Origin of the sequence: Thalassobaculum sp. (assembly GCF_965223715.1) — a bacterium.
In the GTDB taxonomy this organism is placed as follows: domain Bacteria; phylum Pseudomonadota; class Alphaproteobacteria; order Thalassobaculales; family Thalassobaculaceae; genus Thalassobaculum.
The window spans coordinates 905,159-929,456 of record NZ_OZ245012.1 but is presented as its reverse complement, the minus strand read 5'-3'; the positions used below and the strand labels follow the sequence as shown (position 1 = coordinate 929,456).

At 68.1% G+C, this 24,298-nt stretch carries 20 protein-coding genes; 15 read left to right on the top strand and 5 right to left on the bottom strand.

Annotated features, from left to right (window positions below):
• The first annotated feature begins 22 nt into the window (after positions 1 to 22).
• A complete protein-coding gene (locus ACOQOP_RS04335) occupies positions 23 to 1,066 on the top strand; it encodes a sodium:calcium antiporter (RefSeq protein ID WP_420565093.1) in 1,044 nt (347 codons plus the stop codon).
• 132 nt (positions 1,067 to 1,198) lie between these two features.
• Positions 1,199 to 2,011 carry an N-acyl homoserine lactonase family protein gene (locus ACOQOP_RS04330; protein WP_420565092.1) on the top strand — a complete coding sequence of 271 codons (813 nt, stop codon included), beginning with the start codon at positions 1,199 to 1,201 and terminating at the stop codon, positions 2,009 to 2,011.
• 12 nt (positions 2,012 to 2,023) lie between these two features.
• Here the strand turns inward: ACOQOP_RS04330 and ACOQOP_RS04325 are convergent, their stop codons facing one another.
• Together ACOQOP_RS04325 and ACOQOP_RS04320 are read right to left on the bottom strand one after the other, a co-directional pair.
• The gene (locus tag ACOQOP_RS04325) at positions 2,024 to 2,806 is read right to left on the bottom strand and encodes an SDR family oxidoreductase (protein ID WP_420565091.1); all 783 of its coding nucleotides are present in this window, start codon (positions 2,804 to 2,806) and stop codon (positions 2,024 to 2,026) included.
• A 1-nt stretch (position 2,807) separates the two neighbouring features.
• Entirely contained in the window at positions 2,808 to 4,142 is a 1,335-nt protein-coding gene (locus tag ACOQOP_RS04320) for an MmgE/PrpD family protein (RefSeq protein WP_420565090.1), read from the bottom strand.
• Positions 4,143 to 4,399: 257 nt separating this feature from the next.
• Here ACOQOP_RS04320 and ACOQOP_RS04315 point away from each other — a divergent pair, with 257 nt between their 5' ends.
• Positions 4,400 to 8,209 (top strand): DUF4347 domain-containing protein, encoded by a 3,810-nt coding sequence (locus ACOQOP_RS04315; protein WP_420565089.1) that lies wholly within the window; start codon positions 4,400 to 4,402, stop codon positions 8,207 to 8,209.
• A gap of 147 nt (positions 8,210 to 8,356) precedes the next feature.
• A complete protein-coding gene (locus ACOQOP_RS04310) occupies positions 8,357 to 9,364 on the top strand; it encodes a dimethylarginine dimethylaminohydrolase family protein (protein ID WP_420565088.1) in 1,008 nt (335 codons plus the stop codon).
• Between the two features lie 110 nt (positions 9,365 to 9,474).
• Here ACOQOP_RS04310 and ACOQOP_RS04305 read toward each other — a convergent pair whose 3' ends face one another.
• Complete coding sequence (locus ACOQOP_RS04305) at positions 9,475 to 10,386, bottom strand: LysR substrate-binding domain-containing protein (protein ID WP_420565087.1); 912 nt, start codon at positions 10,384 to 10,386, stop codon at positions 9,475 to 9,477.
• A 108-nt stretch (positions 10,387 to 10,494) separates the two neighbouring features.
• On the opposite strand from ACOQOP_RS04305, the gene ACOQOP_RS04300 reads away from it, so the two are divergent.
• Positions 10,495 to 10,818, top strand: a complete 324-nt coding sequence (locus tag ACOQOP_RS04300) for a nuclear transport factor 2 family protein (protein ID WP_420565086.1) — start codon at positions 10,495 to 10,497, stop codon at positions 10,816 to 10,818.
• The gene (locus ACOQOP_RS04295; protein ID WP_420565085.1) at positions 10,815 to 11,594 is read left to right on the top strand and encodes an SDR family oxidoreductase; all 780 of its coding nucleotides are present in this window, start codon (positions 10,815 to 10,817) and stop codon (positions 11,592 to 11,594) included. Before ACOQOP_RS04300 ends, ACOQOP_RS04295 begins: the two co-directional genes overlap by 4 nt.
• A 99-nt stretch (positions 11,595 to 11,693) precedes the next feature.
• On the opposite strand, the gene ACOQOP_RS04290 is transcribed toward ACOQOP_RS04295, so the two are convergent.
• Positions 11,694 to 12,170 (bottom strand): Lrp/AsnC family transcriptional regulator, encoded by a 477-nt coding sequence (locus ACOQOP_RS04290; RefSeq protein ID WP_420565084.1) that lies wholly within the window; start codon positions 12,168 to 12,170, stop codon positions 11,694 to 11,696.
• Positions 12,171 to 12,470: 300 nt separating this feature from the next.
• Between ACOQOP_RS04290 and ACOQOP_RS04285 the strand changes: the two genes are divergently transcribed.
• The 9 genes from ACOQOP_RS04285 (at position 12,471) to ACOQOP_RS04245 (ending at position 23,320) form a co-directional block, all read left to right on the top strand.
• Positions 12,471 to 13,268: an alpha/beta hydrolase gene (locus ACOQOP_RS04285; protein WP_420565083.1), complete on the top strand. Its 798-nt coding sequence runs from the start codon at positions 12,471 to 12,473 to the stop codon at positions 13,266 to 13,268.
• 56 nt (positions 13,269 to 13,324) lie between these two features.
• Positions 13,325 to 14,941 carry a GMC family oxidoreductase gene (locus ACOQOP_RS04280; RefSeq protein WP_420565082.1) on the top strand — a complete coding sequence of 539 codons (1,617 nt, stop codon included), beginning with the start codon at positions 13,325 to 13,327 and terminating at the stop codon, positions 14,939 to 14,941.
• 167 nt (positions 14,942 to 15,108) lie between these two features.
• Positions 15,109 to 15,945, top strand: coding sequence for an alpha/beta fold hydrolase (locus tag ACOQOP_RS04275; RefSeq protein WP_420566516.1), 837 nt, complete (start codon positions 15,109 to 15,111; stop codon positions 15,943 to 15,945).
• 248 nt (positions 15,946 to 16,193) lie between these two features.
• A complete protein-coding gene (locus ACOQOP_RS04270) occupies positions 16,194 to 16,691 on the top strand; it encodes an RNA polymerase sigma factor (protein WP_420565081.1) in 498 nt (165 codons plus the stop codon).
• 107 nt (positions 16,692 to 16,798) lie between these two features.
• Positions 16,799 to 17,758, top strand: coding sequence for a FecR family protein (locus ACOQOP_RS04265; protein WP_420565080.1), 960 nt, complete (start codon positions 16,799 to 16,801; stop codon positions 17,756 to 17,758).
• A 177-nt stretch (positions 17,759 to 17,935) separates the two neighbouring features.
• The gene (locus ACOQOP_RS04260; RefSeq protein WP_420565079.1) at positions 17,936 to 20,407 is read left to right on the top strand and encodes a TonB-dependent siderophore receptor; all 2,472 of its coding nucleotides are present in this window, start codon (positions 17,936 to 17,938) and stop codon (positions 20,405 to 20,407) included.
• On the top strand, positions 20,407 to 21,537 hold the full coding sequence (locus tag ACOQOP_RS04255; RefSeq protein WP_420565078.1) for an ABC transporter substrate-binding protein: 1,131 nt from the start codon (positions 20,407 to 20,409) through the stop codon (positions 21,535 to 21,537). The genes ACOQOP_RS04260 and ACOQOP_RS04255 overlap by 1 nt, the downstream gene beginning before the upstream one ends.
• Positions 21,534 to 22,580: a FecCD family ABC transporter permease gene (locus ACOQOP_RS04250; protein WP_420565077.1), complete on the top strand. Its 1,047-nt coding sequence runs from the start codon at positions 21,534 to 21,536 to the stop codon at positions 22,578 to 22,580. Before ACOQOP_RS04255 ends, ACOQOP_RS04250 begins: the two co-directional genes overlap by 4 nt.
• Complete coding sequence (locus ACOQOP_RS04245) at positions 22,574 to 23,320, top strand: ABC transporter ATP-binding protein (protein WP_420565076.1); 747 nt, start codon at positions 22,574 to 22,576, stop codon at positions 23,318 to 23,320. The genes ACOQOP_RS04250 and ACOQOP_RS04245 overlap by 7 nt, the downstream gene beginning before the upstream one ends.
• Positions 23,321 to 23,494: 174 nt before the next feature.
• Here ACOQOP_RS04245 and ACOQOP_RS04240 read toward each other — a convergent pair whose 3' ends face one another.
• Positions 23,495 to 24,298, bottom strand: a complete 804-nt coding sequence (locus tag ACOQOP_RS04240; RefSeq protein WP_420565075.1) for a maleate cis-trans isomerase family protein — start codon at positions 24,296 to 24,298, stop codon at positions 23,495 to 23,497.

Here is a 24,298-nt window from a genome sequence, read left to right as displayed (position 1 = left end):
CGGGTTGGTCCGTTGCCCTCTGATGTTCTCCGATCTCTCCACACCGATGCTGCTCGGCATCTTCGCCGCCTGCGCCGTCGGCATTCTGCTCGGCGGGCTGCGCATGACCGGTCAGGCCGACCAGATCGCCGACCGCACCGGGCTGGGCGAAGCCCTGGTCGGCGGCGTGCTGCTGGGTGCCGCCACCTCGCTGTCGGGCTCGATCGTGTCGCTGACCGCCGCCCTGGACGGCCGACCGTCCCTGGCCTTCTCCAACGGCATCGGCGGGATCGCCGCACAGACCGCCTTCCTGGCGCTGGCCGATATCCTGCACCGCAAGGTCAACCTGGAACATGCGGCCGCCGACCTGTCGAACGTCTTCCAGGGCGCGCTGCTGATGTTGATGCTGGCCCTGCCGCTGTTCGCGCTGACCGGGCCGGACGTGTCGGTGCTGGGCGTCCACCCGGTGTCGATCCTGCTGGTGGCGATCTATATCGTCGGTGTGGTCGCCACCCGGCGGATCCGCGAGCAGCCCATGTGGCGGCCCGTGAAGACCCGCGACACGCGACCCGACGAGCCGGAGCCGGAGAGCGACGACGGGCCGGCGACGCCGCTGCTGTTCGCCTCATTCTTCGCGCTGATGCTGGCGATGGGCGCCATCGGCTGGATCATCGCCCAGATCGCCGAAACCCTGACCGACCGCTACGACCTGTCCGCCTCGGCGGTCGGTGCCCTGATGACGGCGGTGGTGACCTCGCTGCCGGAATTGGTGACCACGCTGGCCGCCGTGCGGCGCGGGGCGCTGCAGCTCGCGGTCGGCGGGATCATCGGCGGCAACACCTTCGACATCCTGTTCCTGACGATCTCTGATGTGGGCTACCGCGACGGGTCGCTGTATCACGCCATCGGGCCGGACGATCTGTACTGGCTGGCGGTCGGGCTGATCATGACCGCCGTCCTGACCCTCGGGCAGCTCTACCGCCAGCGCGAGGGACCGGCCGGGATCGGGGTGGAGAGTGCCGCCATGCTGGCGGTCTACGCCATCGCCATCGCCCTGCCCCTTGTGACGGCCGGCGGAGGAGCGTAACCGCTTGATCCGCCGCCACCCCCGCCTGCGGCCCGCCTTGACGGCGGCGGCCAAGTCCGAACTACTCGGGGGAGGATCACCGGCTCACCACGAGGCGGGCCCGCGCGGCCCTCCCCCACAGGAGCAGCCGCCATGCCCAGTGCCGCCCCGGAGCTGCCCCGATACGCGCTCTACGCCATCCGCTATGCCACGCGCGAGGCCCGGCGCAGTGACCATTTCATCGGCGGCGACCCCCATGACGGGCCAATGCCGATGGATTATTTTGCCTGGGTGGCGGTCGGCCCCGAGCGAGTCTTTATGATCGATACGGGCTTCACCCGCGCGGTCGGGGAGCGGCGCGGCCGCACCTATCTGCGCTGTCCGGTGGAGAGCCTGTCTGAGCTGTCGCTGACGCCGGAGGAGGTGGAGGACGTGATCGTCACCCACCTGCATTACGACCACGCCGGCAATTTCGACTGCTTCCCAACCGCCCGCTTCCACCTGCAGGAGACGGAGCTGCACTACGCGGTTGGCCGCTACATGCAGTATCCCCGTCTCGCCCACTCCTTCGAGGTGGACGACGTCTGCCGGATGGTGCGGCTGAACTACGACCGCCGGGTGGTGTTCCACCACGGCGACGCCGAACTGGCGCCGGGCATTCGGGTGCATCGGGCGGGCGGCCATTCCGCCGGGCTGCAGTTCGTCAGCGTGCACACCGCCCGGGGCTGGGTCGTGCTGGCCTCCGACGTCACCCATTTCTACGAGAACATGGAGACCGGTCGGCCCTTCACCACCGCCTTCCATATCGGCGAGATGCTGGAGGGGTTCGACCGGCTGCGCGCCGTCGCCGGCAGCGACGACCGGATCATCCCCGGCCACGACCCAAAGGTGATGGAGCGCTATTCGCCGGTCCGCAACGACCTGGCCGGGATCATCGTCCGGCTGGATGAGCCGCCGGGCTCCTAGGTCAGAACACGTTCAGGCAGCGAACCAGCCGCAATCGACCGGAAGGGCGGTGCCGGTGATGTCGTCGCCCGCCGGGCTGCACAGGAAGACCAGGGCGGCCGCCAGCTTCGCCGGATCGACGAACCGGCCCATCGGACTGCGGTCGGCGGCGTAGCGTTTGGCGACCTTCTCCACGTCCTCCCCGCTCTGCGCGGCGATGCCGGCGATCCGGTCCTCGATCGCCGGGGTCAGGACCGAGCCGGGGCACAGCGCGTTGCAGGTCACGCCGGTCCCGGCCGTCTCGATGGCGATGGCCCGCGCCATGCCGATCAGCGCGGTCTTGGTGGTGACGTAGTCGATCCGGTTCTCCGCCCCCCGGAAACCGTAATAGGAGGACAGGTTGACGATCCGCCCCCAGCCGCGGGCCTTCATCCCCGGCAGGGCAAGCCGCGCGGTATGAAAGGGGGCGGTCAGGTTGACGGCGAGGGATTCCTCCCAATCGGCCGGCGCGAAGTCCTCGATTGAGGAGAAATGCCGAATCACCGCGTTGTTCACCACGATGTCGAGCGAACCGAAGTGCTCGACGACGCCGGTGACCATCGACTCGATCTGCGCGGCCTCGCGCAGGTCGGCCGGATCGAACGCCGCCTTCACCCCATGATCCGCAGCCAGGCGATCGGCGGCGGCCCGGCCCTCTTCGGGCGTGCAGAGCCCGTTGATCACCACATCGGCCCCGGCGGCCGCCAGTCCCTCGGCGAGCGCGTAGCCGAGACCGGCGACGGAGCCGGTGACGAGTGCGGTACGTCCCGTCAGCATCTCAGCCTCCCGCCGCGAGGCGCACGACAGCGCCGGCATCGGACGCCGTGTCGAGGGACCAGATCGCCTCGATGAGTGCGTCCACCGCCCCCGTGAACCCGACCCCGCCGGCCAGGGTGGCAAGCTTCGTCTCCAGTTCGCCGTCACTCAGCGGGTTGGTCTTGGAGCCGCGCGCCGCCTGGACTTCACGGGTCAGGGTGCGGCCGTCCTTCAGGTGCAGGGTCACCACGGCGGATGCCACATCACGTCCCTCATCGTCGTGGAACCGGACCTGCGGCCGGCCGGACGCCGCCGTCTCGGCCGCGGCGGCATCGGTGAACTCCCCCAGCCCCGCCCGTCCGTGTGTCAGGAGCATGGCGATGGCATGCTGGGCGCTGACCTGGGCCTCACGGCCGGTGGCGATGTCGGGCCGGTCGGTGCGCTGGCGCAGCAGCGGGTGGCCGGTCAGCTCCACCGAAGCCAGGTCGCCGGCCCGCACCTCCTCCTCCAGATAGAGCTCCAGGCAGGCATCCAGCACCGGGTTCAGCACCACGCCGACCGGATAGGGCTTGTAGGCGTTGTCGGCGATCTCCCAGCGGTGGCCGAGATCGTCGCTGAGTGCGGCCGCGTCGGCGTCGCTGCTGTAGACCGCGAGATAGCCCCGCGCGCCGGTCAACGGCCGGGCCGGGCCGGAGAAGCCGCGCGACGCCAGCTCGGCGGCGATCAGCCCGTTGCGCGCCGCCCCGCCGACGCTGGCACTCTTGGCCATGGTGCCCAGCGTGTCGACCAGGCCGGAGGACTGGGCTGCCGCCGTGGCGAAAGCGCCGTTCATCTGCTCGGCGTCCAGGCCAACCAGCGCGCCGCCCGCAGCCGCCGCCCCGAAGGCGCCGCAGGTGGAGGTGATGTGCCAGCCGTGGGTGTAGTGGTAGGGCGACACTGCCAACCCGATCCGGCACATCACCTCGCCGCCGATGACGAAGGCGCGCAGCGCGTCGGCGCCGGAGAACGGATGCGCCTCGGCGCGGGCGAAGATCGGCGCGAAGACCACCGAGGCGGGGTGGATGATCGTCGCCTCGTGGGTGTCGTCGAAATCGAAGATGTTGGCGCCCATGGCGTTGACGAAGGCCGCACTCGGCGCGTCCAGCCGCTCGGTCCGGCCGATCACCGTGCTGGTCGGCGGCCCGCTATAAGCGGCCGTCGTCTGCAGCACGATCTCCACCGCCGGCTCTCGGCAGCCGGCAAGCGCGGTGGCGAAGATGTTCATCAGCGAACGCTTGGCCTCGTGGCGCACCCGCTCGGGAACATCCTCCCAGCGCAGGGTCGCGGCGAAGGCGCTGAGCGCCTCGTCCCCTGTCATCGTCCTGGTCCGATCCGTCTCCATCCCATCCTCTTCCGCGGGTCTTGGCGCCTGAAGCCATCCGAGCACGCCGGGCCGGTCGGAGGCCAGACGCCTTCGCGACCCCGCATTTGAGACACCGACGCAAGACTTCTGAGACGCTGGGAAAACCGCGCTCCGAAAAACTCATGGATACTAAGGTTAATCGTTCCTTAACCGACGAGAACCCGTCGACGGGACGATGCCGAGGCTTGTGGGATCCAAAAAGGAAACCTCAAATGAGTTCGCTGGAAACCCGACAGAAATTCCTGCCCAAGGCATCCGCCGCGAAACCCGTGCTGGTGGTCGATGCCGACGTCAAAGACGCCGAGATCCTGATCGACGACCTGGGCGACGACGTCGAGATCCTGCTGCTGATCCCGGGCCGCAGCGGCCTCGGCCAAATCGCCGACTTCATGGCCGAGCGGCGCGACGTCCCATCACTGCACATCCTCAGTCACGGCAAGCCGGGCGCGCTGTTTCTCGCCGGCAGCCGGATCGATCTTGCCGCCCTCGTCCTCAGTCATCAAACCCTGCAGACCATCGCCACCGGCCTGTGCGTCAACGCCAGCGTCGTGCTGTACGGCTGCTCCGTGCTGGCCGGTCCCCGGGGATCGAGCTTCGCCCGCTTCCTCAGCGTCGCACTGGAGGCCCATGTCTGCGGCTCGCTTATGCCGGTGGGGAGCCTGGCGCTGGGCGGCGACTGGATCCTGCGCGACGCCGACGGTGACTGGGTGGAGCCGATCTTCACCGTCGATGCCCGGGCCAAGTATCCAGCCTTGCTGACGGGGCCGGCGATCGTCGGCACCACCGGCAACGACGTCCTCTCAGGCACCACCGGCGACGACCGAATCTCCGCCCAGGCGGGTGACGACACGCTCTACGGCTATGCCGGCAACGACACGCTCAGCGGCGCTGCGGGAAACGACGTGCTGTCGGGCGGGGAGGGAAACGACCGGTTGGTCGGTGGAAACGATACCGACACGCTGTTCGGAGGCACAGGCAACGACAGCCTGAGTGGCGGTGACGGCTCCGATACCCTGTCCGGCGGCGCCGGCGACGACGAACTCACGGGCGGCGATTTCTTTGGCTTTGACGCCGCTGACCTGATGGTCGGGGGCAGTGGCAACGACACGCTGAATGGCGTCAACCAGCACGACACGCTGTCCGGTGGAGCAGGCAACGATCTGCTGCGCGGCGGGGAGCACAACGATGTTCTCTTTGGCGGCACCGGCAACGACACCCTGAGCGGCTATACCGGCAACGACACGCTCGACGGCGGCGACGGCGGCGACGTGCTTTCCGGCGGCGGCGGCAATGACACCCTGTCCGGCGGCGCGGGAAATGACACGCTGGAGCCTGGAGACGGCAACGATTACGTGGTCCTGGGCAGCGGCGAGGACCTGGTATTCGGCACGCTGTCGGATTTGGGCACCGATTCCATCGGCGGCTTCGGCTATGACGACCGTCTTCAGATCAACGGCTACGACGCCTCGTCGCTGAACGATACGGCGGCGCAAGGAACCCTGACCGTCAACGGCCAGACCATCTCGTTTGGGTCGCTGACCGGTTACTGGCGTGCTGTCTATGACGGATCGAAGACCACCCTGACCCTCAATGTCGGCACGGGCGCGAACGATACCGTCACCGGAGGCGCGGGCGACGACCTGCAGCGCGGCCTCGGCGGCAACGACTCCCTGGCCGGCGCCGGCGGCAACGACACGATCAGCGGCGGAGACGGAAACGACTGGCTCGCCGGCGGCGATGGCAACGACCAGTTGTTCGGTGGCGCCGGAAACGACACGCTGTCGGGCGGGAACGGCGCGGACACGCTGAGCGGCGGTGCGGGCAGCAACGTGCTGGGCGGGGGCGATGCCGACGATCTGATTTTCGGTGGTTCCGACGCCGAGACGCTCACCGGCGGCGCCGGCAATGACACGATCAGCGGCGGGGACGGCGGCGACTACATCAACGCCGGCAGCGGGAATGACTCCGTTCTGGCCGGGGCCGGCAACGACACGGTGTCCAGCGGCGGGGGCAACGATACGATCAATCCCGGCACCGGCACCGACCGGATCCAGCTCACCGCCGGCGATCATGTGCTTGTCGGGACGACGGCGGAATGGGCCGACGATACCGTCGCCGGCTTCGACTACGGTGACCGCTTCGAGATCTCCGGCTTTGACGCCTCCTCCCTGAACGGGACGGCCGCAAGCGCCAGCCTGACGGTGAACGGCTCGACCATCACCCTGGATAGCTTTTTGGGGAACGGGCGCGCCTGGGTGGCCACCTATGACGGTTCGAAGACCACCCTCGCCCTGTCACAGGGTACGGGCGGCAACGACACGATGTCGGGCACGGCCGGGCCCGACACGCTGAACGGGCTGGGCGGCAACGACGACATCAGCGGCGGCGACGGCGCCGACCGGATCATCGGCGGCGCGGGCACCGACACCATGGCCGGCGGGGGCGGGGCCGATACCTTCAGCGGATCCGTCGATGACCTGAACGGCGACACGGTCACAGATTTCGCGGTCGGCGACAGTATCATCGTCACCGGCACCGACTTGTCCTCGCTCAACGGAAATACCGCCTCGGCCAGCCTGTCGCTCGGTGGCGGCCGCAGTCTCAACCTGACGGGCGTCACCTCCGCGAGCGGCACCTGGAGCGCCACCCATTCCGGCGGCAACACGACCATCAGCCTTGTCGCCCCATCCAGCGGCGGTGGGGGCGGTGGGGGTGGCGATTCCGGTGGCGGTGGGGGCGGCGGATCGAGCGGTGGTGGTTCGAGCGGTTCCGGGACGATCGCCGTCACCACGACCACCTCCAACACCGGCGGCGGCACCACCACCTCGCAGACCCTGACCAACAACGGCAGCGGGACCGCCTCCGCCTCGATCATCCAGAACACCGGCAACAACGGCAACGTGGTCACCGCGACCCTGCCCGCGTCGGTCTCCCTCACCAGCTCCGGGCCCGCCACCGCCCAGAGCGGGTCGACCGCCTCTTCCACCTTGCTGTCGGCGATCGACGGCCGCCAGTCATCCGGAGGAACAGGGCTGAAGTCCGGGGCTCAGACCTTCCTCAATACCCTGTCCACGACCTCAACGGTCGATGTGCGGACCATCGTGCCGACCACGACGGGCTCCTCCTCCGGCGGCACCATCGTGCTCAGCGGCAGCACCGGCGGCAGCCAGTCAGAGGCCTTCGTGATCGACGTACGCTCGATGCCGACATCGACCAACCTGCAGCTCGACAACATCGAGTTCGCCTCGATCCTCGGCAGTGCCACCGTCACCGGCGGCGCCGGCAACAACTTCGTCGTCGGCGACGACAGCGGCCAGTACATCTCGCTCGGCGTCGGCGACGACACGCTGTATGGCGGGGACGGCAACGACATCGTCGGCTCGGGCGGCGGGCTGGACCAGCTCTACGGCGAAAACGGCAACGACATCGTCTTCGGCGGCACGGAGGCCGACACTGTCTGGGGCGGGGCCAACGAGGATGTGCTCTACGGCAATCAGGCCGCGGACGTGGCCTATGGCAACCAGGGGCTCGATACCCTGTACGGCGGTCAGGGCGACGACAGCCTCTATGGCGGCCAGCACTGGGACACGCTCTACGGCAATCTCGGCGACGACCTGTTGCACGGCAATATGGAGGGCGACGCCCTCTATGGCGGCAGCGGCAACGACATCCTGTTCGGCGACGAGGGCGACGACAGCCTGGTCGGCGGTGTCGGCGCGGACACACTGTCCGGCGGCACCGGCAGCGACGTGATGACCGGCGGCGACGGGGCCGATGTCTTCACCTTCGCCTCCGGGTCGGGCCTGGACACGATCGCCGATTTCGACGGGGCGGGTGGCGACCTGATCCGCATCGCCGCCAACCCGAACGGAACGTCGATCGACACGTTCGACGACCTGCGAAGTGCCGCCAGCGTTACCGGGGACGGACACGTCCTGATCGATCTCGGCGGCGGCAACACCATCACCCTGGTCGGCATCCAGTTCGGCGACCTGCAGAGCGGCTGGTTCGCGTTCTCCTGAGCTCCGGGGGGAGGCCCGGGGTCCGGATCGTCCTTCGGGACGCCGGACCCCGGGTAAGGAGCGGTATTCGACAAATCAACGGGTGGCGCCTGCGCTCGCTGCACCGCACCATTGGGCGGATGAAACGCGAGCGACGAAGGACACCCCATGACCGTCAAGCCGTCGGCCCACTGGGTCTATAACGAGACCATCCGCCTCTTCGCCGCCCCGGCCGAGCCCGCCTTCCATACCGAAGACGAGATGACCGCCATCTGGGGCCGCAACTGGGGCGTCGACAACGATGTGGGCCGCCTGCGCGCGGTGATGGTGCACCGTCCCGGCCCGGAGATGGACGTAGTCGACCCGTCCCAGCGGATCGCGTCCACCGGCTCCTTCGGAAATGTGGAACACGGCTGGTATTTCCAGAGCGAGAGCGTGCCCGATTTCGACGAGATGCGCGCCCAGCACGACGCGCTGGTGGCCACGTTGAAGGCCGAGGGCGTGGAGGTGTTCGAGATCCAGGGCGTGACCGACGGGCGGCTGAAATCCTGCTACACCCGCGATCCCTTCGTCATGGTGAAGGGCGGGGCCATCATCAGCCGCATGGGCGCGCGCATCCGCCGGGGCGAGGTGCTGGCGATCACCCGCACGCTCGCCGATCTCGGCATCCCGATCCTGCGCACCCTGTCCGGCACCGCCCTGTTCGAGGGCGGCAGCTTCGCCTGGATCGACCCGAAGACCGCCGTGGTCGGCTGCGGCATTCGGGTCAACCGGGAGGCGGCCCGCCAGATCGCCGAGGTGCTGGCGACCCAGGGGGTGGAGCTTCTGGCCATCGACCTGCCCGGCCACGACATCCATATCGACGGCCAGTTCCTCATGGTCGACCGGGATCTCGCCCTGATCGACCAGGACCGCCTGCCCTACTCGTTCCTGGAGGTGCTGAAGGAAAAGGGCATCCGCACCATCGAGATCAGCCCGGCCGACAACCGCGCGATCATCAACTCGCTGGCCGTCGCGCCCGGCCGGCTGATCAAGCCCCAGGGCGGCACCAACGAGACCCTGGACAAGCTCGCCGCCGCCGGGGTGACGTGGACCACCATCGACTACGAGAAGATGATGCTGAATGGCGGCGGCATCCACTGCTCCACCATGCCGCTGATCCGCGATCCGGTTTAGGGGGCTGGGGGTCTAGTCAGAGGTCGTTCGAGGTCCGCGTGTCCCTCACCCCATAGCGGACTTTAGTTGGTCATCCGAAACAGTCGACATAAGCAAAGAGTTCGCTCGCGTCACGAGCCGCTCTGCTTCCTATTCAAGGTGCGGGCGAGACTGATGAACGCCTTCAAGGCTGCCGACGGGTTGCGGCGGCTCGGATAGTACAGGCAGAGGTCCGAGAGCGGCGGAGTCCACTCCTCCAGCACGCGGATCAGCCGCCCCGAGGACAGCTCCTCGCGGACGTTCTGCTCCAGGAACAGCCCGACACCCACCCCCTCGACCGCGGCAGCCAGCGCGAGACTGGCTTCGTCCAGGGTCACCGGACCATCCACATCGACCTGAACCGTCTCCCCGTGCCGTTCGAAGTGCCAGCGCAACAGGGCACCGTTGGGCAACCGCACCCGGATGCACCGATGCTTCGCCAGGTCCGTCGGGCTCTGCGGCGTGCCGTGGCGGTCGAGATAGCCGGGTGACGCGACCACCGCATAGCGCTGCGGGCGGCCGAGCGGGACGGCGATCATGTCGGCCGGCACCAGATCCGCCCGACGCAGGCCGAGATCGAACCCGCCGGCGACGACATCGGTCAGCCGCTCCTCGGTGACCAGGTCGATATGGACATCCGGATGGCGGCGCAGGAATTCCAGAATCAGGTCCGCCATGACCTCTCTCGCCCCCGCAGCGAAGGCATTGATGCGCAGCGTGCCGGAGGGGGTGACCTGCTGGGATCGGGCGGTGTCGATGGCACCGTGAATGTCGCGCAGCGCCGGTCCCATCTGGTCGACGAAGGTCCGGCCGGCGTCGGACAGGGAGACGCTGCGCGTCGTCCGGTTGAACAGCCGCACGCCAAGACCCGCCTCCAGCTTGGCCACGGCGTTGCTCAGAGCGGTCGTCGACAGGCCCAGCGCCCGCGCCGCGCCGCGGAACGACCCCTCGCGGGTGATCGCGACGACCGCGTCCAGTTCGATGAGACCGGGACGATATCCCATCCAATAATCCTGAATATCGTAACTTTACATCCCATGTTGTCCATCTATTCGGGACGAATGTCCATGCCTAGATCTCTGGTCAGTGACCCAACCGAAAGGAACACGACCATGAAGCTCCCTGCACCGATCGAACTCTATTTCGACGCCGCCAAGGATGCCGGCAACGACGCCCCGCTGAAGGCCTTCACCCAGGACGCGACCGTGAAGGACGAGGGTCGGACCCTTAGCGGACACGACGCCATCGCGGGCTGGTGGCGCGCTTCGCACGACGCGTACGGACAGACCGCGGAAACGCGCAATATGCGCGAAGAGGACGGCCGCACCATCGTTCGGGCCCAGGTGACGGGCGATTTCCCCAGCAGCCCCGCGCTTCTCACCTTCAGCTTCGGGCTGCGGGGCGACCGGATCTCGACGCTGGAGATCAGCGTATGACCGACTTTCTCCAGCTCCAGGGCAAACGTGTCCTGGTCACCTCGGGCACCCGGGGGGCCGGTGCTGCCACCGTGGCCCTGTTCCGGGAGGCGGGCGCAACCGTGCTGACGGTTGCGCGCTCCCGACCCGACGAGATGCCGGAGCGCATGTTCGTGGCCGCCGATCTGACCACGGCGCAGGGCTGCGCCGAGTTGGCGGCCGCCGCGCTCGAGCGCCTCGGCGAGGTCGATATCCTGGTGCACATGCTGGGTGGCTCCTCGTCCCCGGCGGGCGGCTTCGGCGCGCTCGGCGATGCCGACTGGGCCCGGGAGCTCGACCTGAACCTGATGCCGGCGGTGCGGCTGGACCACGCGCTGGTGCCCACCATGATCCGCCGGCGGCAGGGCGTTGTGATCCACGTCACCTCGATACAGAGCAGCCTGCCCTTGCCTGAGTCGACCACCGCCTACGCCGCCGCCAAGGCCGCCCTATCCACTTACAGCAAGGCCCTGTCGAAGGAGGTCTCGCCCAAGGGCGTGCGGGTCCTGCGCGTCTCGCCCGGCTGGATCGAGACCGAGGCGGCCGTCCGACTGACGGACCGGATCGCCCAGGACGCCGGCGTGGACCGTGACGGAGGCCGCGAGATCATCATGAACGCGCTCGGCGGCATCCCGATCGGCCGGCCGTCGACGCCGCAGGAGATCGCCAACCTCGTCGCGTTTCTGGCCTCCGACCGGGCCGCAAGCATCACCGGCGCCGAATACGTCATCGACGGCGGAACGACCCCAACCGCGTAAGCTCCCCAGGAGACACCCATGACCTCGCCCACCCGCCAAATGCCGTCTGCCACAGCGGCCGACCTCGCCGGCGGCGGCATGCGACGTCAGGACCCAGCGTCAGAACGTCAGGCGGGCGTTCTCCTTGACGGTCTTCATGACGAAGAAGGTTCGCGTCTGCCGCACCCCCGGAAGGGCGATCAGCTTCTCTCCCTGCAGCTTGTTGAAGTCGTCCATGTCGCGGCAGCGGATCTTCAGCAGGAAGTCGAAATCCCCCGCGACCAGAACGCAGTCGAGGATCTCCTTCATCGCCAGAACGGCCTCTTCAAAGGCCGCGCGGTGCTCGGGCGAGGACCGGTCAAGCATCACGCCGACCATCACCAAGGTGGCCAGCCCCACCTTCGCCGGTGCCAGATCCGCTCTGAACCCGGTGATGTACCCCTCGTCGAAGAGACGCTGCGTCCGCCTGTGGCAGGTCGCGGGACTGACATTCACGCGGGCGGCGAGCTCGGCGTTGGTCAGTCTTCCTTGGGTGTGAAGGGCCCGCAGGATCTTCACGTCGATCCGATCGAGTCCGGATGTGGAAGGGTCTTTCATACACTCACTCTAGCTCGGAACAGTTCGTTAGTTTTACCGCGGGAATATCGAAAAATATCAAAAATCGAACGCAGCTTCGAGAGCACATTTCGTCTGAAACGGGTTACTTCTGAATACACCAGACGAAATCAAGTATCTAATCGGCATAACACCAGTTAAACGCCGATATCACACGGATTTTATAACTAATACTTAGAATAAACAAAGCACTACCAGAGCAATTCTGGCAGCAGCTTGGTGCGTCCAATGCCTAGGGTGCGTGTATCGCGCACCTCAACCTTGAAACGTAAGGAGCCCACCGTGATCTCACCTCTTCGCAACACGATCGTTGCAGCCGCAACAGCCGCCGCCGTGGTCGGCTCCTCGCCGGCGGATGCCGGCCCTCGCATCGCCGACGATCAGGCGATACGGAGCATTGTGCTCGTTCACGGGGCCTTCGCCGACGGATCCGGCTGGCGCGGCGTCTACGACGAGCTGACGGCGCGCGGCTATCGCGTCGCCATCGTGCAGAACCCGCTGACGTCGTTCGAGGACGACGTGAATGCGACGCGCCGGATCCTGGCGCGCCAGGACGGCCCCAGCATTCTCGTCGGCCACTCCTATGGCGGCTCCGTCATCACCGAGGCCGGCACAGAGCCGAACGTGGCGGGGCTCGTCTATGTCTCGGCCCTCGCCCCGGATGTCGGAGAGAGCACCGGCGACCAGTTCGCCGAGATCCCCGCGCCGAAGGTATTCGTGATCGAGCCCGGCGCCGACGGCTTCGGCTTCGTCAACCGGAAGCTCTTCAAGGTCGGCTTCGCCGGCGACACAAGCGACCCCGATGCCGCCTTCCTGCGGGACTCCCAGGTTCCGATCAACATGGCGATCTTCGGCACCCGCCTGACCCAGGCGGCCTGGCGCAACAAGCCCAGCTGGGCGGTCGTCGCGACCGAGGACCGCGCGATCGACCCGCGTCTGCTCCGGCAGCAGGCCGAGCGCATCGGCGCCGAGATCGCCGAGGTCGAGGGTAGCCACGTTGTCTTCCTGACCCAGCCGATTGCGGTGGCAGACATCATCGACCGTGCGGCGCGGACGGTGTCGCAGGCCGCCACCCGCTGACCGTCGGTCAAGAGCATCGCGGGCGACGCCCGACCACCGAAAAAGGACTCCGAACCATGGGCGCTACCGCTTCGTGGGAAGACCCCGACTTCGCCCGCCGCGCGCGGGAGAACCAGGCGAGGCTGACCTCAGGCCTGCGGTCCAGCTACGATTTCATCGTCTGCGGAGCCGGCTCGTCCGGCTCCGTGGTCGCCCGCAGGCTGGCGGAGAACGAAGAGGCCCAGGTCCTGCTGCTGGAGGCCGGCGGCGATGACGAGGCCGACAGCGTGCTGAACCCTGCCCTCTGGCCGACCAATCTCGGCAGCGGGCGCGACTGGGGGTTCCGGGCGGAGCCGAACCCGCACCTGAACGGTCGCGAGATCCCGATGTCCATGGGCAAGGGCCTGGGCGGCGGGTCCAGCATCAATGTCATGGTCTGGGCCCGCGGGCACCGCAACGACTGGGAGCATTTTGCCGCGGAGACCGACGATCCGCGATGGGGCTACCGCAACGTGCTCGACACCTATCGGCGGATCGAGAACTGGCAGGGCGCCCCCGACCCGGCATACCGGGGATCGGGTGGCCCGGTCTGGGTGCAGCCGGCCGCCTCGCCGAGCCCGATCGCCCACGCGCTGCTGGACGCGGCCCGCGAGCTCGACATTCCGGTCTTCGATCACCCGAACGGCGCCATGATGGAGCAGTCGGGCGGTGCGGCGATCACCGACATGCTGGTGCGCGACGGGCGACGGCAGTCCCTGTATCGGGCCTATGTCCGGCCCTGGCTCGACCGGCCGAACCTGACCGTCCTCACGGGTGCCCTCGTGCATCGGGTTCTCTTCGAGGGCCCCCGGGCGGTCGGTGTCGCGGTCGAGCACGACGACAGGCAGTTCGTGATCGGAGCCCGCAACGAGGTGGTGCTGTCTTTGGGGGCGATCCAGACCCCCAAGGTGCTGATGCAGTCCGGGATCGGCGACCGGGCGGAGCTGGGACGGTTCGGAATCTCGGTCGTTCAGCATCTCCCAGGGGTCGGCCGGAACCTGCAGGATCACGTCTCCTTCGGCTGCACCTGGGAATACGCGGAACCGCTGGCACCGCGCAACAGCGGCAGCGAGGCCACGCTGTACTGGAAGAGCAGACCCGAACTGGACGCCCCCGACCTGCTGTTCTGCCAGGTCGAGTTCCCGGTGCCGAGCAAGCGGACGGCACTCCGAGGCGTGCCGGAGCATGGCTGGACCATGTTCGCCGGCCTGGCTCAGCCGCATAGTCGGGGACGTCTGCGCCTGCGCGGCACCGACGCGGCCCAGCCTCTGGCCATCGAGGCGGACTTCCTGTCCGACGCCCGGGATCTCACGACGGCCCGCCGCTGCCTGGACCTGTGCCGCGCACTTGGAAACGCCAGAGCCTTCCGCCCCTTCATCCGCGGCGAGGCGATGCCCGGCGACCTCAGGGGCGAGGACCGCGACCGGTACATCCGCGATGCCGCAGTCACCTACTGGCACCAGAGCGGAACGGCCCGGATGGGCCGGGGCGAGACGGCCGTGGTGGATGGCACGCTCCGCGTCTACGGCGTGGACGGGCTTCGCGTCGCCGACGCCTCCATCATGCCCCGGGTGACGACCGGCAACACCCAGGCCCCCTGCGCCGTGATCGGCGAGCGTGCCGCCGAACTGATCCGCGAAGAGCATGGCGTTTAACCAGGAGACAGATCATGACCACGACCCCTCGCGTACCCGCCTCACAGACCACACGCCGAGACGTCCTGCTGGCCGGCACCGCCTTGGCTGCGGCGGTCTCGCTGCCCGGGTTCGGCGTCGCCGCGGCGACCGCCGCCAACGCAACCACCCCACAGAAAGGGACCGCCATGAGCACCATCACCACCAAGGACGGCGTCGAGATCTTCTTCAAGGACTGGGGCCCGAAGGACGCCCAGCCGATCGTGTTCCACCACGGCTGGCCGCTGAGCGGCGACGACTGGGACGCCCAGATGATCTACTTCCTGGCCCAGGGCTACCGGGTGATCGCCCATGACCGCCGGGGCCACGGCCGCTCGGCCCAGGTCGCGGACGGCCACGACATGGACCACTACGCCGCCGACATCGCCGCTGTGGTCGAGCACCTGAACCTGCGCGACGCGGTCCATATCGGCCACTCCACCGGCGGCGGCGAGGCGCTGCACTACGTCGCCCAGCACGGCCAGAAGACCGGCCGGGTCGCCAAGCTGGTGATGATCGGGGCGGTGCCGCCGATCATGGTGAAGACCGCCGCCAACCCGGGCGGCCTGCCGATCGAGGTGTTCGACGGCTTCCGCGCTGCGCTGGCCGCCAACCGGGCGCAGTTCTACCTCGACGTCCCGTCGGGCCCGTTCTACGGCTACAACCGGCCGGGTGCCGAGCCGTCCCAGGGTGTGATCCAGAACTGGTGGCGTCAGGGCATGATGGGCGGGGCCAAGGCCCATTACGACGGCATCAAGGCCTTCTCGGAGACCGACTTCAACGACGACCTGAAGGCGGTGACCGTGCCGACCCTGGTGATGCACGGCGACGACGACCAGATCGTGCCGATCGCCGACAGCGCCATCCTGTCGGCCGAACGGGTGCGCAACAGCACCCTCAAGGTCTATCCGGGCCTGTCCCACGGCCTGTGCACCGTGAACGCCGAGACGGTCAACCCGGACCTGCTCGCCTTCATCAAGGCCTGACCCAGCTGGCGGGCGGCGCTCGTCGCGGGCGCCGCCCCTGTTCCACATTCGAGCTACAGGGATGAGCCATTGTGAGACCGAAGGAAGAGTCCGGCGGGCGGATCGGATTCCACGAAACGGATCCCGAGACATTGAGCGATTATGTTGCGAATGATTCTCAATTAAACTAGTGTCAGCTACCTCAAGAGTCTTCAGGCCATGTAGGTCGGACTGGTCTGCGGCTCTGAGAGGAGAATGACGGTCGGCGCATGTCAGAATCACGCTTGCTTACGGCGTTCCGGGAGAACGAGCGCGACCTCGTCCAATTCCTTGTCTATCGGCTGAAATCCACCTTCACCGCCCAGGATCTGGTGCAGGACCTGTATGTCCGGATCCGCACCCTCGACCCGGTGCCGGCAGTCGGCAATCACCGCGCCTACCTGTTCCGCATGGCCGCCAACCTGGCCACCGACCACCAGCGCCGCGAGAAGCGGCACGCCGAGTTGCAGGCCGAGGCCCAGTCCTATCTGACGGACGGAAGCGACACTCGCAGTCCCGAGCGGCTGGCGATGTCGCGGGCGGAGCTCCAGCGGCTGAAACGGGCATTGGAGGAACTCCCGCCCACGACGCGCCGAATCTTTGAGCTGAACCGGCTTGAGGAGAAGTCCCATCGCGAGATCGCGGAGATCGTCGGCCTGTCCCCCACCGCCGTCTTCAAACATATCTGGCGCGCGATGGACCATCTCGCCGACAGCCGAGAGCGCTGACGTGACAAAGCGCAGGGAGAGGGGTGATCACGGCGGCCTGCCATTCGTCTATTCATGCAGGAAAGGCCCCGTCCGGGGCCGGCAGGCGGGCCTTGATGTCTGAGGCGATGACGACGACGCAGGACAAGCAGTTCGGATCGGAACCGCCCGCGCGGGATGCGCGGGACTGGGTGATCCTGCTCGCGTCCGGCGATGTCGATGAAGGACAGCTCGCCAACTTCCGGGCGTGGCTCGCCGGATCGCCCCAACACCGCGTGGCGTTCGAGGCCGAACGCCGGCTTTGGGCGGATCTGGGCGCACTGGATGCAGCCGAGACCGTCGTGCCGTTTCCAGCGGGCCGCATCCCGCGCCGGCGCCTCTGGCGGTCGGTTGCGGTCGGGCTGGTCGCGGCCTGTCTGGCCCTGGTCGCGGTCTTCGCCGAGGACACGCGGGTGTCCTGGCTGGCCGACGCCGCCACCGCCCAGGGCGAACAGCGCGCGGTCAAGCTGCCGGACGGGTCCACCGCATATCTGAACACCGACACCGCGCTCGCGGTGGATTTCTCCGGCTCCGTGCGATCGGTCGAGCTGCTCCGCGGCGAGGCCTTGTTCGAGGTGGCGAAGAACCCGGCCCGCCCGTTCCGCGTGCTGTCCCGGGGCGGGACTTCCGAGGCCCTGGGAACGGCCTTCATCGTACGCGCCGGCGACAACGGCACCCACATCACCGTTACCGAGGGCGTGGTGGGCGTGACCTCCGGCCGGGACGGCAATCTGGTCACCGTCTCGGCCGGGCAGAGCGTGGACTATCGCGACGGCGAAGCCCCGACGCCTCCGCATGCGGCCGATCTCGCCGCCGCCACCGCCTGGCGCAAGGGCGAGATCCGGATCGACGGCCAACCGCTCGACGTCGCCATCGCCGAACTCGACCGCTATCGGCCCGGACGGATCGTCCTGCTCGGCGACCGGCGGTATCGGGATGTGGGCGGGGTCTTCGCCATCGACGATATCAACAGCGCGGCCGAGGGACTGGCCGCCACCCATGGGCTGACCGTGCTCGAGATCACACCCTTCTTGAAGGTTCTCCACTGACAGGCCCGGGTCCGGTCGTCGGAAAACGCCCCTTTGTCAGAAAAATTTCCGCAGCGGGTGAGCAGCACGCGTCGCCATTCGTCATAGCCCCGACAGTAGATGTGAATGATAGGCATTCGCATTAGATCCAGCGGGACCCGTCCAGCGGCCCCGCATCGCAGGATTTGGGGGAAGGCGATGAGCGATACCGCGCGGCGGACCGACGGCAACCGGAGACTTCGCAAGGCATTGGTCGGGGGCACGGCCATGGTGATGCTGGCGAGCGTGGGGGCGCTCCCGGCGCTGGCCCAGTCCGCCCCTTCGACGACGGTGCTGGCCCAGGCGGACGCCGCAGCCATGGCCTTCTCCATTCCGGCCCAGGATCTGGTCCCCGCCCTGATCCAGTTCCGCGAGCAGTCCGGCATCCAGGTCGCCTATGAAAGCGCCGCCGTCGCCGAGATGCGCACCGATGGGGTGACCGGCTCGATGACGCCGGCGGACGCCCTGACCCGGTTGCTGGCCGGAACCGGCCTGGCCTTCGAGTTCACCGCCGAGCGGACCGTCACCCTGCTGCGGCCGTCCGAGCAGAGCGGCGTCGTGCGGCTGAACACCGTGCTCGTCGAGCGCGACCAGCCGGCCGTTGCCGCCGCCCAGATCGACAACCTGCCGGAGCCCTATGCCGGCGGCCAGCTCGCCCGCGGTGCCGGCCTCGGTCTGCTCGGCAACCGAGACATGATGGACACGCCGGTCAGCACCAGCAGCTACACGGCCAAGACCGTGGCCGACAGCAACGCGGTGACCGTGGCCGACGTGCTGGAGCGCGATCCCTCGGTGCGGCCGAGCGCCACAAAGGGCGGCATTCTCGATGCCTTCTTCATCCGCGGTTTTCCGATCGGCGAGGGCAATCTCGGCGAGATCTCCTTCAACGGCAGCTTCGGCGTGGCGCCGAACTACCGGGTCTTCGCCGACTATGCCGAGCGCATCGAGGTGGTGAAGGGCCCGTCCGCCCTGCTGAACGGCATGGCGCCGAACAGCAGCGTCGGCGGCACCATCAACATCGTGCCGAAGCGCGCGCCGGACGAGGTCCTGACCGAGGTCACCCTCGACTACGCCCAGGACATGCAGGCGGGCACCCATGTGGACGTCGCCCGGCGCGGCGGCGACGACAAGGCCTGGGGCATGCGGATCAACGGCAGCTACCACAGCGGCGACACCGCCCTGGACAACCAGTCGCGCGAGGCGTTCGTCGGCGCGCTGGCGGCCGACTACCGGGGCGAGAAGCTCCGGGCGACGGTTGACCTTCTGAACCAGACCGAGAGCCTGGACGCGCCGGTGCGGCCGTACCTGGTCGCGGCCGGCGTCGAGGTGCCGGACGCTCCGAACGGCGCCCGCAACGTGTCCGACGACTGGTCCTGGTCGGAGATCTCCGACCGCTCGGCCCAGGGGCGGATAGAATACGACCTCAGCGAGCAGGTCATGCTGTTCGCCGGTGCCGGCGTCGCCCGCACCGATGTGGACCGTCTGTCGGGCCAGGTGCCGTTCATCCAGAACAGCGCCGGCGACACCCAGGCGACGCCGTTCTACTACCGATTCCAGGTCGACCGGGTGACTTATGACGCCGGGATGCGGGCCGAACTTGCCACCGGACCGCTCGGGCACGAGATCTCGTTCCAGACCAGCCTGTACGAGGACGAGCTGTCCCGCGGCTCCGCCTCGTCCTCACAGACGCTGATCTCGAACATCTACGACCCCATCGCCAATTCCGAGGTGTTCATCACCAAGCCGACCGACGTACCGAAGGTGTCGGACAGCACGCTGACCGGCTTCGCCCTGGCGGACACCCTGTCGGCCTTCGGCGACCGGGTGCAGCTCACTCTGGGCGGCCGCTACCAGACGATCGAGGCCAATAATTTCAGCGCCTCGGGTGCCGTGACCTCGTCCTATGACGACGACGCCCTGACTCCGATGGTCGGTCTGGTAGTGAAGCCGTGGAGCAATGTGTCGCTCTACGCCAACTACATCGAGGGGCTGAGCCGGGGCGACATCGCGCCGTCGACCGCCTACAATTCCGGCGAGGCGCTGGCTCCCTATGTGGCCAAGCAATACGAGACCGGCGTGAAGGTCGATTTCGGCCGGATGGCGGCGATGGTGTCGGTGTTCCAGATCGAGAAGCCCTTCGGCCAGCTCGAGAACGGCGTGTTCACCGATGGCGGCGAGCAGCGCAACCGGGGGCTGGAAGTCAGCCTGTTCGGCGAGGTCACCGACGACATCCGCGTGTTCGGCGGCGTCACCTTCCTGGACGCCGAGCTGACCAAGACCAACTCGGCGGCGACCGAGGGCAACCGGCCGATCGGCGTGCCGGAGATGCAGGCCAACCTGTCGGCCGAATGGGACATCCCGTTCCTGGAAGGACTGACCCTGGCCGGCAGCGTCATCTATACCGGCGACGAGTATGTCGACACCGCCAATACCCAGGACATTCCGTCCTGGACCCGTCTCGATCTCGGCGGCCGCTACGAGACCCTGGTCGAGGGCACGCCGGTGACCTTCCGGGCGGCGGTGGAGAACGTGTTTGACGAGAGCTACTGGTCCGGTGTGGCCGGCAGCTACGGCGGACTCGGTCTCGGCGCGCCGCGGACGGTGACCCTGTCGGTGACGGCGAGGTTCTGATGCCGCTTCGTCGGCTCCTGCTTGGCGCCTTGCTCTGCCTGCTGGTGTTCCCGGCCCCGTCGCTCGCGGCGGGGCCGGAGGCCGTAACGGTGACCGACGTCGCCGGGCGCACGGTCACCGTCCACGGTCCGGTGCAGCGGGTGATCCTGGGCGAAGGCAGACAGCTCTACCTGGCGGCGCTGCTCGACCGGGAGAACCCGCTGCAGCGGGTCGTCGCCTGGCAGGACGACCTGATCAAGGCCGATCCGGACACCTATGCCCAGTATCTTGCGCGCTTTCCGGCGATTGCCGACCTGCCGAAGGTCGGCGGTGTCGGCCAGGGTCAGTTCAGCGTGGAGCAGGCAGTGGCGCTGTCTCCGGACCTGCTGGTGCTCGGCATCGATACCAGGACGGCGGTCGAGGACGGCAGCCTGGAGCAGACCCTGGCCGCGCTCGACATCCCGATCGTCTATGTCGATTTCCGCTACCACCCGATGGAGAACACGGCAGCCAGCGTGCGGCTGCTCGGCCGGCTGTTCGGACGCGAGACGCGGGCCGAGGAATTCCTGGCCTTCCGCGAGGCCCAGATCCGGCGGGTCACCGATGTGATCGAGGCGCAGTCTCCCCGGCGACCGACCGTCTTCGTCGAGCGCATCGGCGGCTATACGACGGACTGCTGCCTGTCCTTCGGCGACGGCAATATCGGCCGGCTGGTACACCTCGCCGGCGGGCACAATATCGGCTCCGACCTGCTGCCCGTGACCTTCGGCCAGATCAATCCGGAGCAGGTGCTCGCCTCCGATCCCGACATCGTCGTGGTCACCAGCGCCCGCTGGGAGGCCTATGTCCCGGGCGGGAACTGGATCGGTGTCGGACCGGGGGCCGATATGGAAGATGCCCGCCGCCGGCTGGAGCTGTACCTGAAGAAGCCGGCCTATACCGGCATCGCCGCGCAGCGCGACCTGCGCTTCCACGCCCTGTGGCACCAATTCTACAACAGCCCGTTCCAGGTCATCGCCCTGCAGCGGCTGGCAACCTGGTTCCATCCCGAGCTGTTCGGCGATCTCGATCCCGACGCGACCTTCCGGGAACTGCACGAGCGGTTCCTGCCCGTCGCCTACGAACCCGGCTATTTCGTGAGCCTGCGGTGACCGCGGACGCATCCCCGAGCCTGGCCTATGGGCAGCTCACCCGGCGGCGGCAGCTTTTGCTCGCGGGCCTGGCGGCGGCCCTGCTGGCCAGCGTGGCGGCCGATCTGAGCTTTGGACCGGTGGGGCTGGATCTCGGCGACATCCTGACGGCCCTTCTCGCACCCGGCGAGGTCGATCCGCGCACCCGGGTGGTGCTGTGGCAGATCCGGCTGCCCGGCGCGCTGATGGCGGTGCTCGTCGGCGCCGCCCTCGCCCTGGCGGGTGGGGTGATGCAGACGATCCTGAACAATCCGCTGGCCAGCCCCTTCACCCTCGGCCTGTCGGCGGCGGCCGGGTTCGGGGCGGCGCTGTCCCTGGCCTTCGGCATCGCCCTGGTGCCGCTGGCCGCCTTCGTGGTGCCGGTGAACGCGTTTCTGATGGCCATGGCCACGGCGCTGGTCATCCACCTGCTCAGCCTGCGGCGTGGCGTGACCGCGGAGACCATCGTGCTGTTCGGCATCGCCCTGGTCTTCACCTTCAACGCCCTGCTGGCGCTCGTGCAATATTTCGCCTCGGATCGGGCGGTCTCGGCGATCGTGTTCTGGACCCTGGGCAACCTGACCAAGGCGAGCTGGGAAAGCCTCGGCATCACCGCCGCCGCCATCGTGCTGGCCGTGCCGGTCCTGGTCCGCCAAGTCTGGGCGCTCACCGCGCTACGCCTGGGCGACGACAAGGCGGCCAGCTTCGGCATCCGGGTCGGACGGGTGCGGCTGCTGTCGCTCCTGGCCGTCAGCCTGCTGGCCGCCGTGCCGGTGGCCTTCGTCGGCACCATCGGCTTCATCGGCATCGTCGGGCCGCATATCGCCCGCATGCTGGTGGGCGAGGACCAGCGTTACTTCCTGCCCACCTCTTCCCTGTGTGGCGCGCTGATCCTGTCGCTCAGCGCCATCGTCAGCAAGGCGCTGATCCCGGGCACGATCTTTCCGATCGGCGTCGTCACCGCCCTGATCGGCATCCCGTTCTTCCTCAGCCTGATCCTGTCGCGGAAGCGTGCGTCATGGTGAGCCTGAGCCTGGAGAACGCCGGGGTTCGGTACGGCCGCACCGCCGTGCTCGACGGCATCACCTCGCCAGCCCTTGAGGGCGGCCAGATCGTGGCGCTGATCGGGCCGAACGCGGCGGGCAAGTCCAGCCTGCTACGCCGCATCGCGGGGATCGCCACTGGCCCGGGAGAAGTGCGCCTGTCCGGAGCCGACCGATCCCAGATCGGCTACATGCCCCAAGACCATGCCGGGGCCGCCGCCCTAACGGTGTTCGAGGCCGTCCTGCTGGCCCGCAAGCGCGACGGCGCCTGGCGGGTGGATGACGGCGACCGGGCGGCGGTCGACCGGGTCCTTTGTGATCTCGGGATCGGCGATCTGGGCATGCGCTATCTCGGTGATCTCAGCGGCGGTCAGCGCCAGACGGTCTCGCTCGCCCAGGTGCTGGTCTGCGACCCCCGCATCGTGTTGCTTGACGAGCCGACCAGCGCGCTCGACCTGCGCCGCCAGGTTCAGATGCTCGACTTCCTGCGTCACTTGGCGCGCGATACCGGGTTGCTCGTGCTGGTCGCGATCCACGACCTCAACCAGGTCCTGCGCTTCGCCGACCGGGTCCTGGTGCTCAGCGAGGGTGGTCTCCAGGCCTGTGGTACGACGCAGGACGTGGTCACCCCGGAGCTGCTGGAGCGGGTCTACCGGGTGCAGGCCCGTATCGAGCTCTGTTCGCGGGGCATTCCCCTTATCTGCGTGGATGGTGCCACCTAACCCCGTTCCCGGTGCGGCCCCATCCGCCTTAGCCCCTCTGTCACCATCGATCCATTTGTGCCGTCGACCAATGTCTTGTTCATCTTGCTCGCAGTCCGGTCATCGGCCAGTAGCTCGCCAGCGTCCGCAATCAGATGACACGGTCGTCACCGCTTCTTACTTCCAGCGCTTAGCTCACAGCCCAAACAGGCTACCGTAACCGGAGACCTGCGCCTTCACGCCGGACAGGCGCAGGCAGTGCCAGAGGCTGACCTGGTTGGCGGAAAGGGCGGGGCGCTGCAGGTCGCGTTCCAGGGGGTCCAGGATCGCTACGCAGCGGAAGCCGGTGCCGGCAATGAACACGCCGTCGGCCCCGGCCGGGCAGGTGTCGCGGATCTGGGTGTAGAGCGGTTCGACCTGCTGCTCGAAGCCCAGCCCCCGGGGATACATCTCGCCATGGGGCACGTCGCGCCAGCCGGGGCCCGGGTCGTAGCGCAGCGGGCCGGCCGGCTCCACGCCAAGCCCCTGATAGTAGGCCATGGCCGCCTCGGCCGTGGCGTCGTTGAACCAGGGCGGCAGCACGATATACGGGCGGCGCACGCCGGCGGCCATCATCGCCGCCTGGCCGTCGATCCCGTTGGTCGTGACCCGGGTCTCCGGTCGGACGATCGCGGAGATCGCCTCGACCACCGCCGCGTCCCACCCGGCCCCCCCCAGGATACTGCTGGAGCTGTGGCCGATGGCCACGGCTCCCAGGCGCATCGCGGCGAAATGCTCGGCGCCGCGCTGAAGGTCGGGTTCGAGCGTCACCGCCGTCCGGTCGTCGTTCCATCGCGCCCAGGGCGACTTGGCCGCGATCCGGGCGGCATGGACGGAGACGTTCGGCGGGCACATGGCCCACCACTCGGCCTCGGGCACCGCCTCGCTGGAGACGATGAACATGCCGATCCGCGCCTGCCATCCCCAGTTGTCGGGCGACACAGGCGCCTTTGCGTCCAT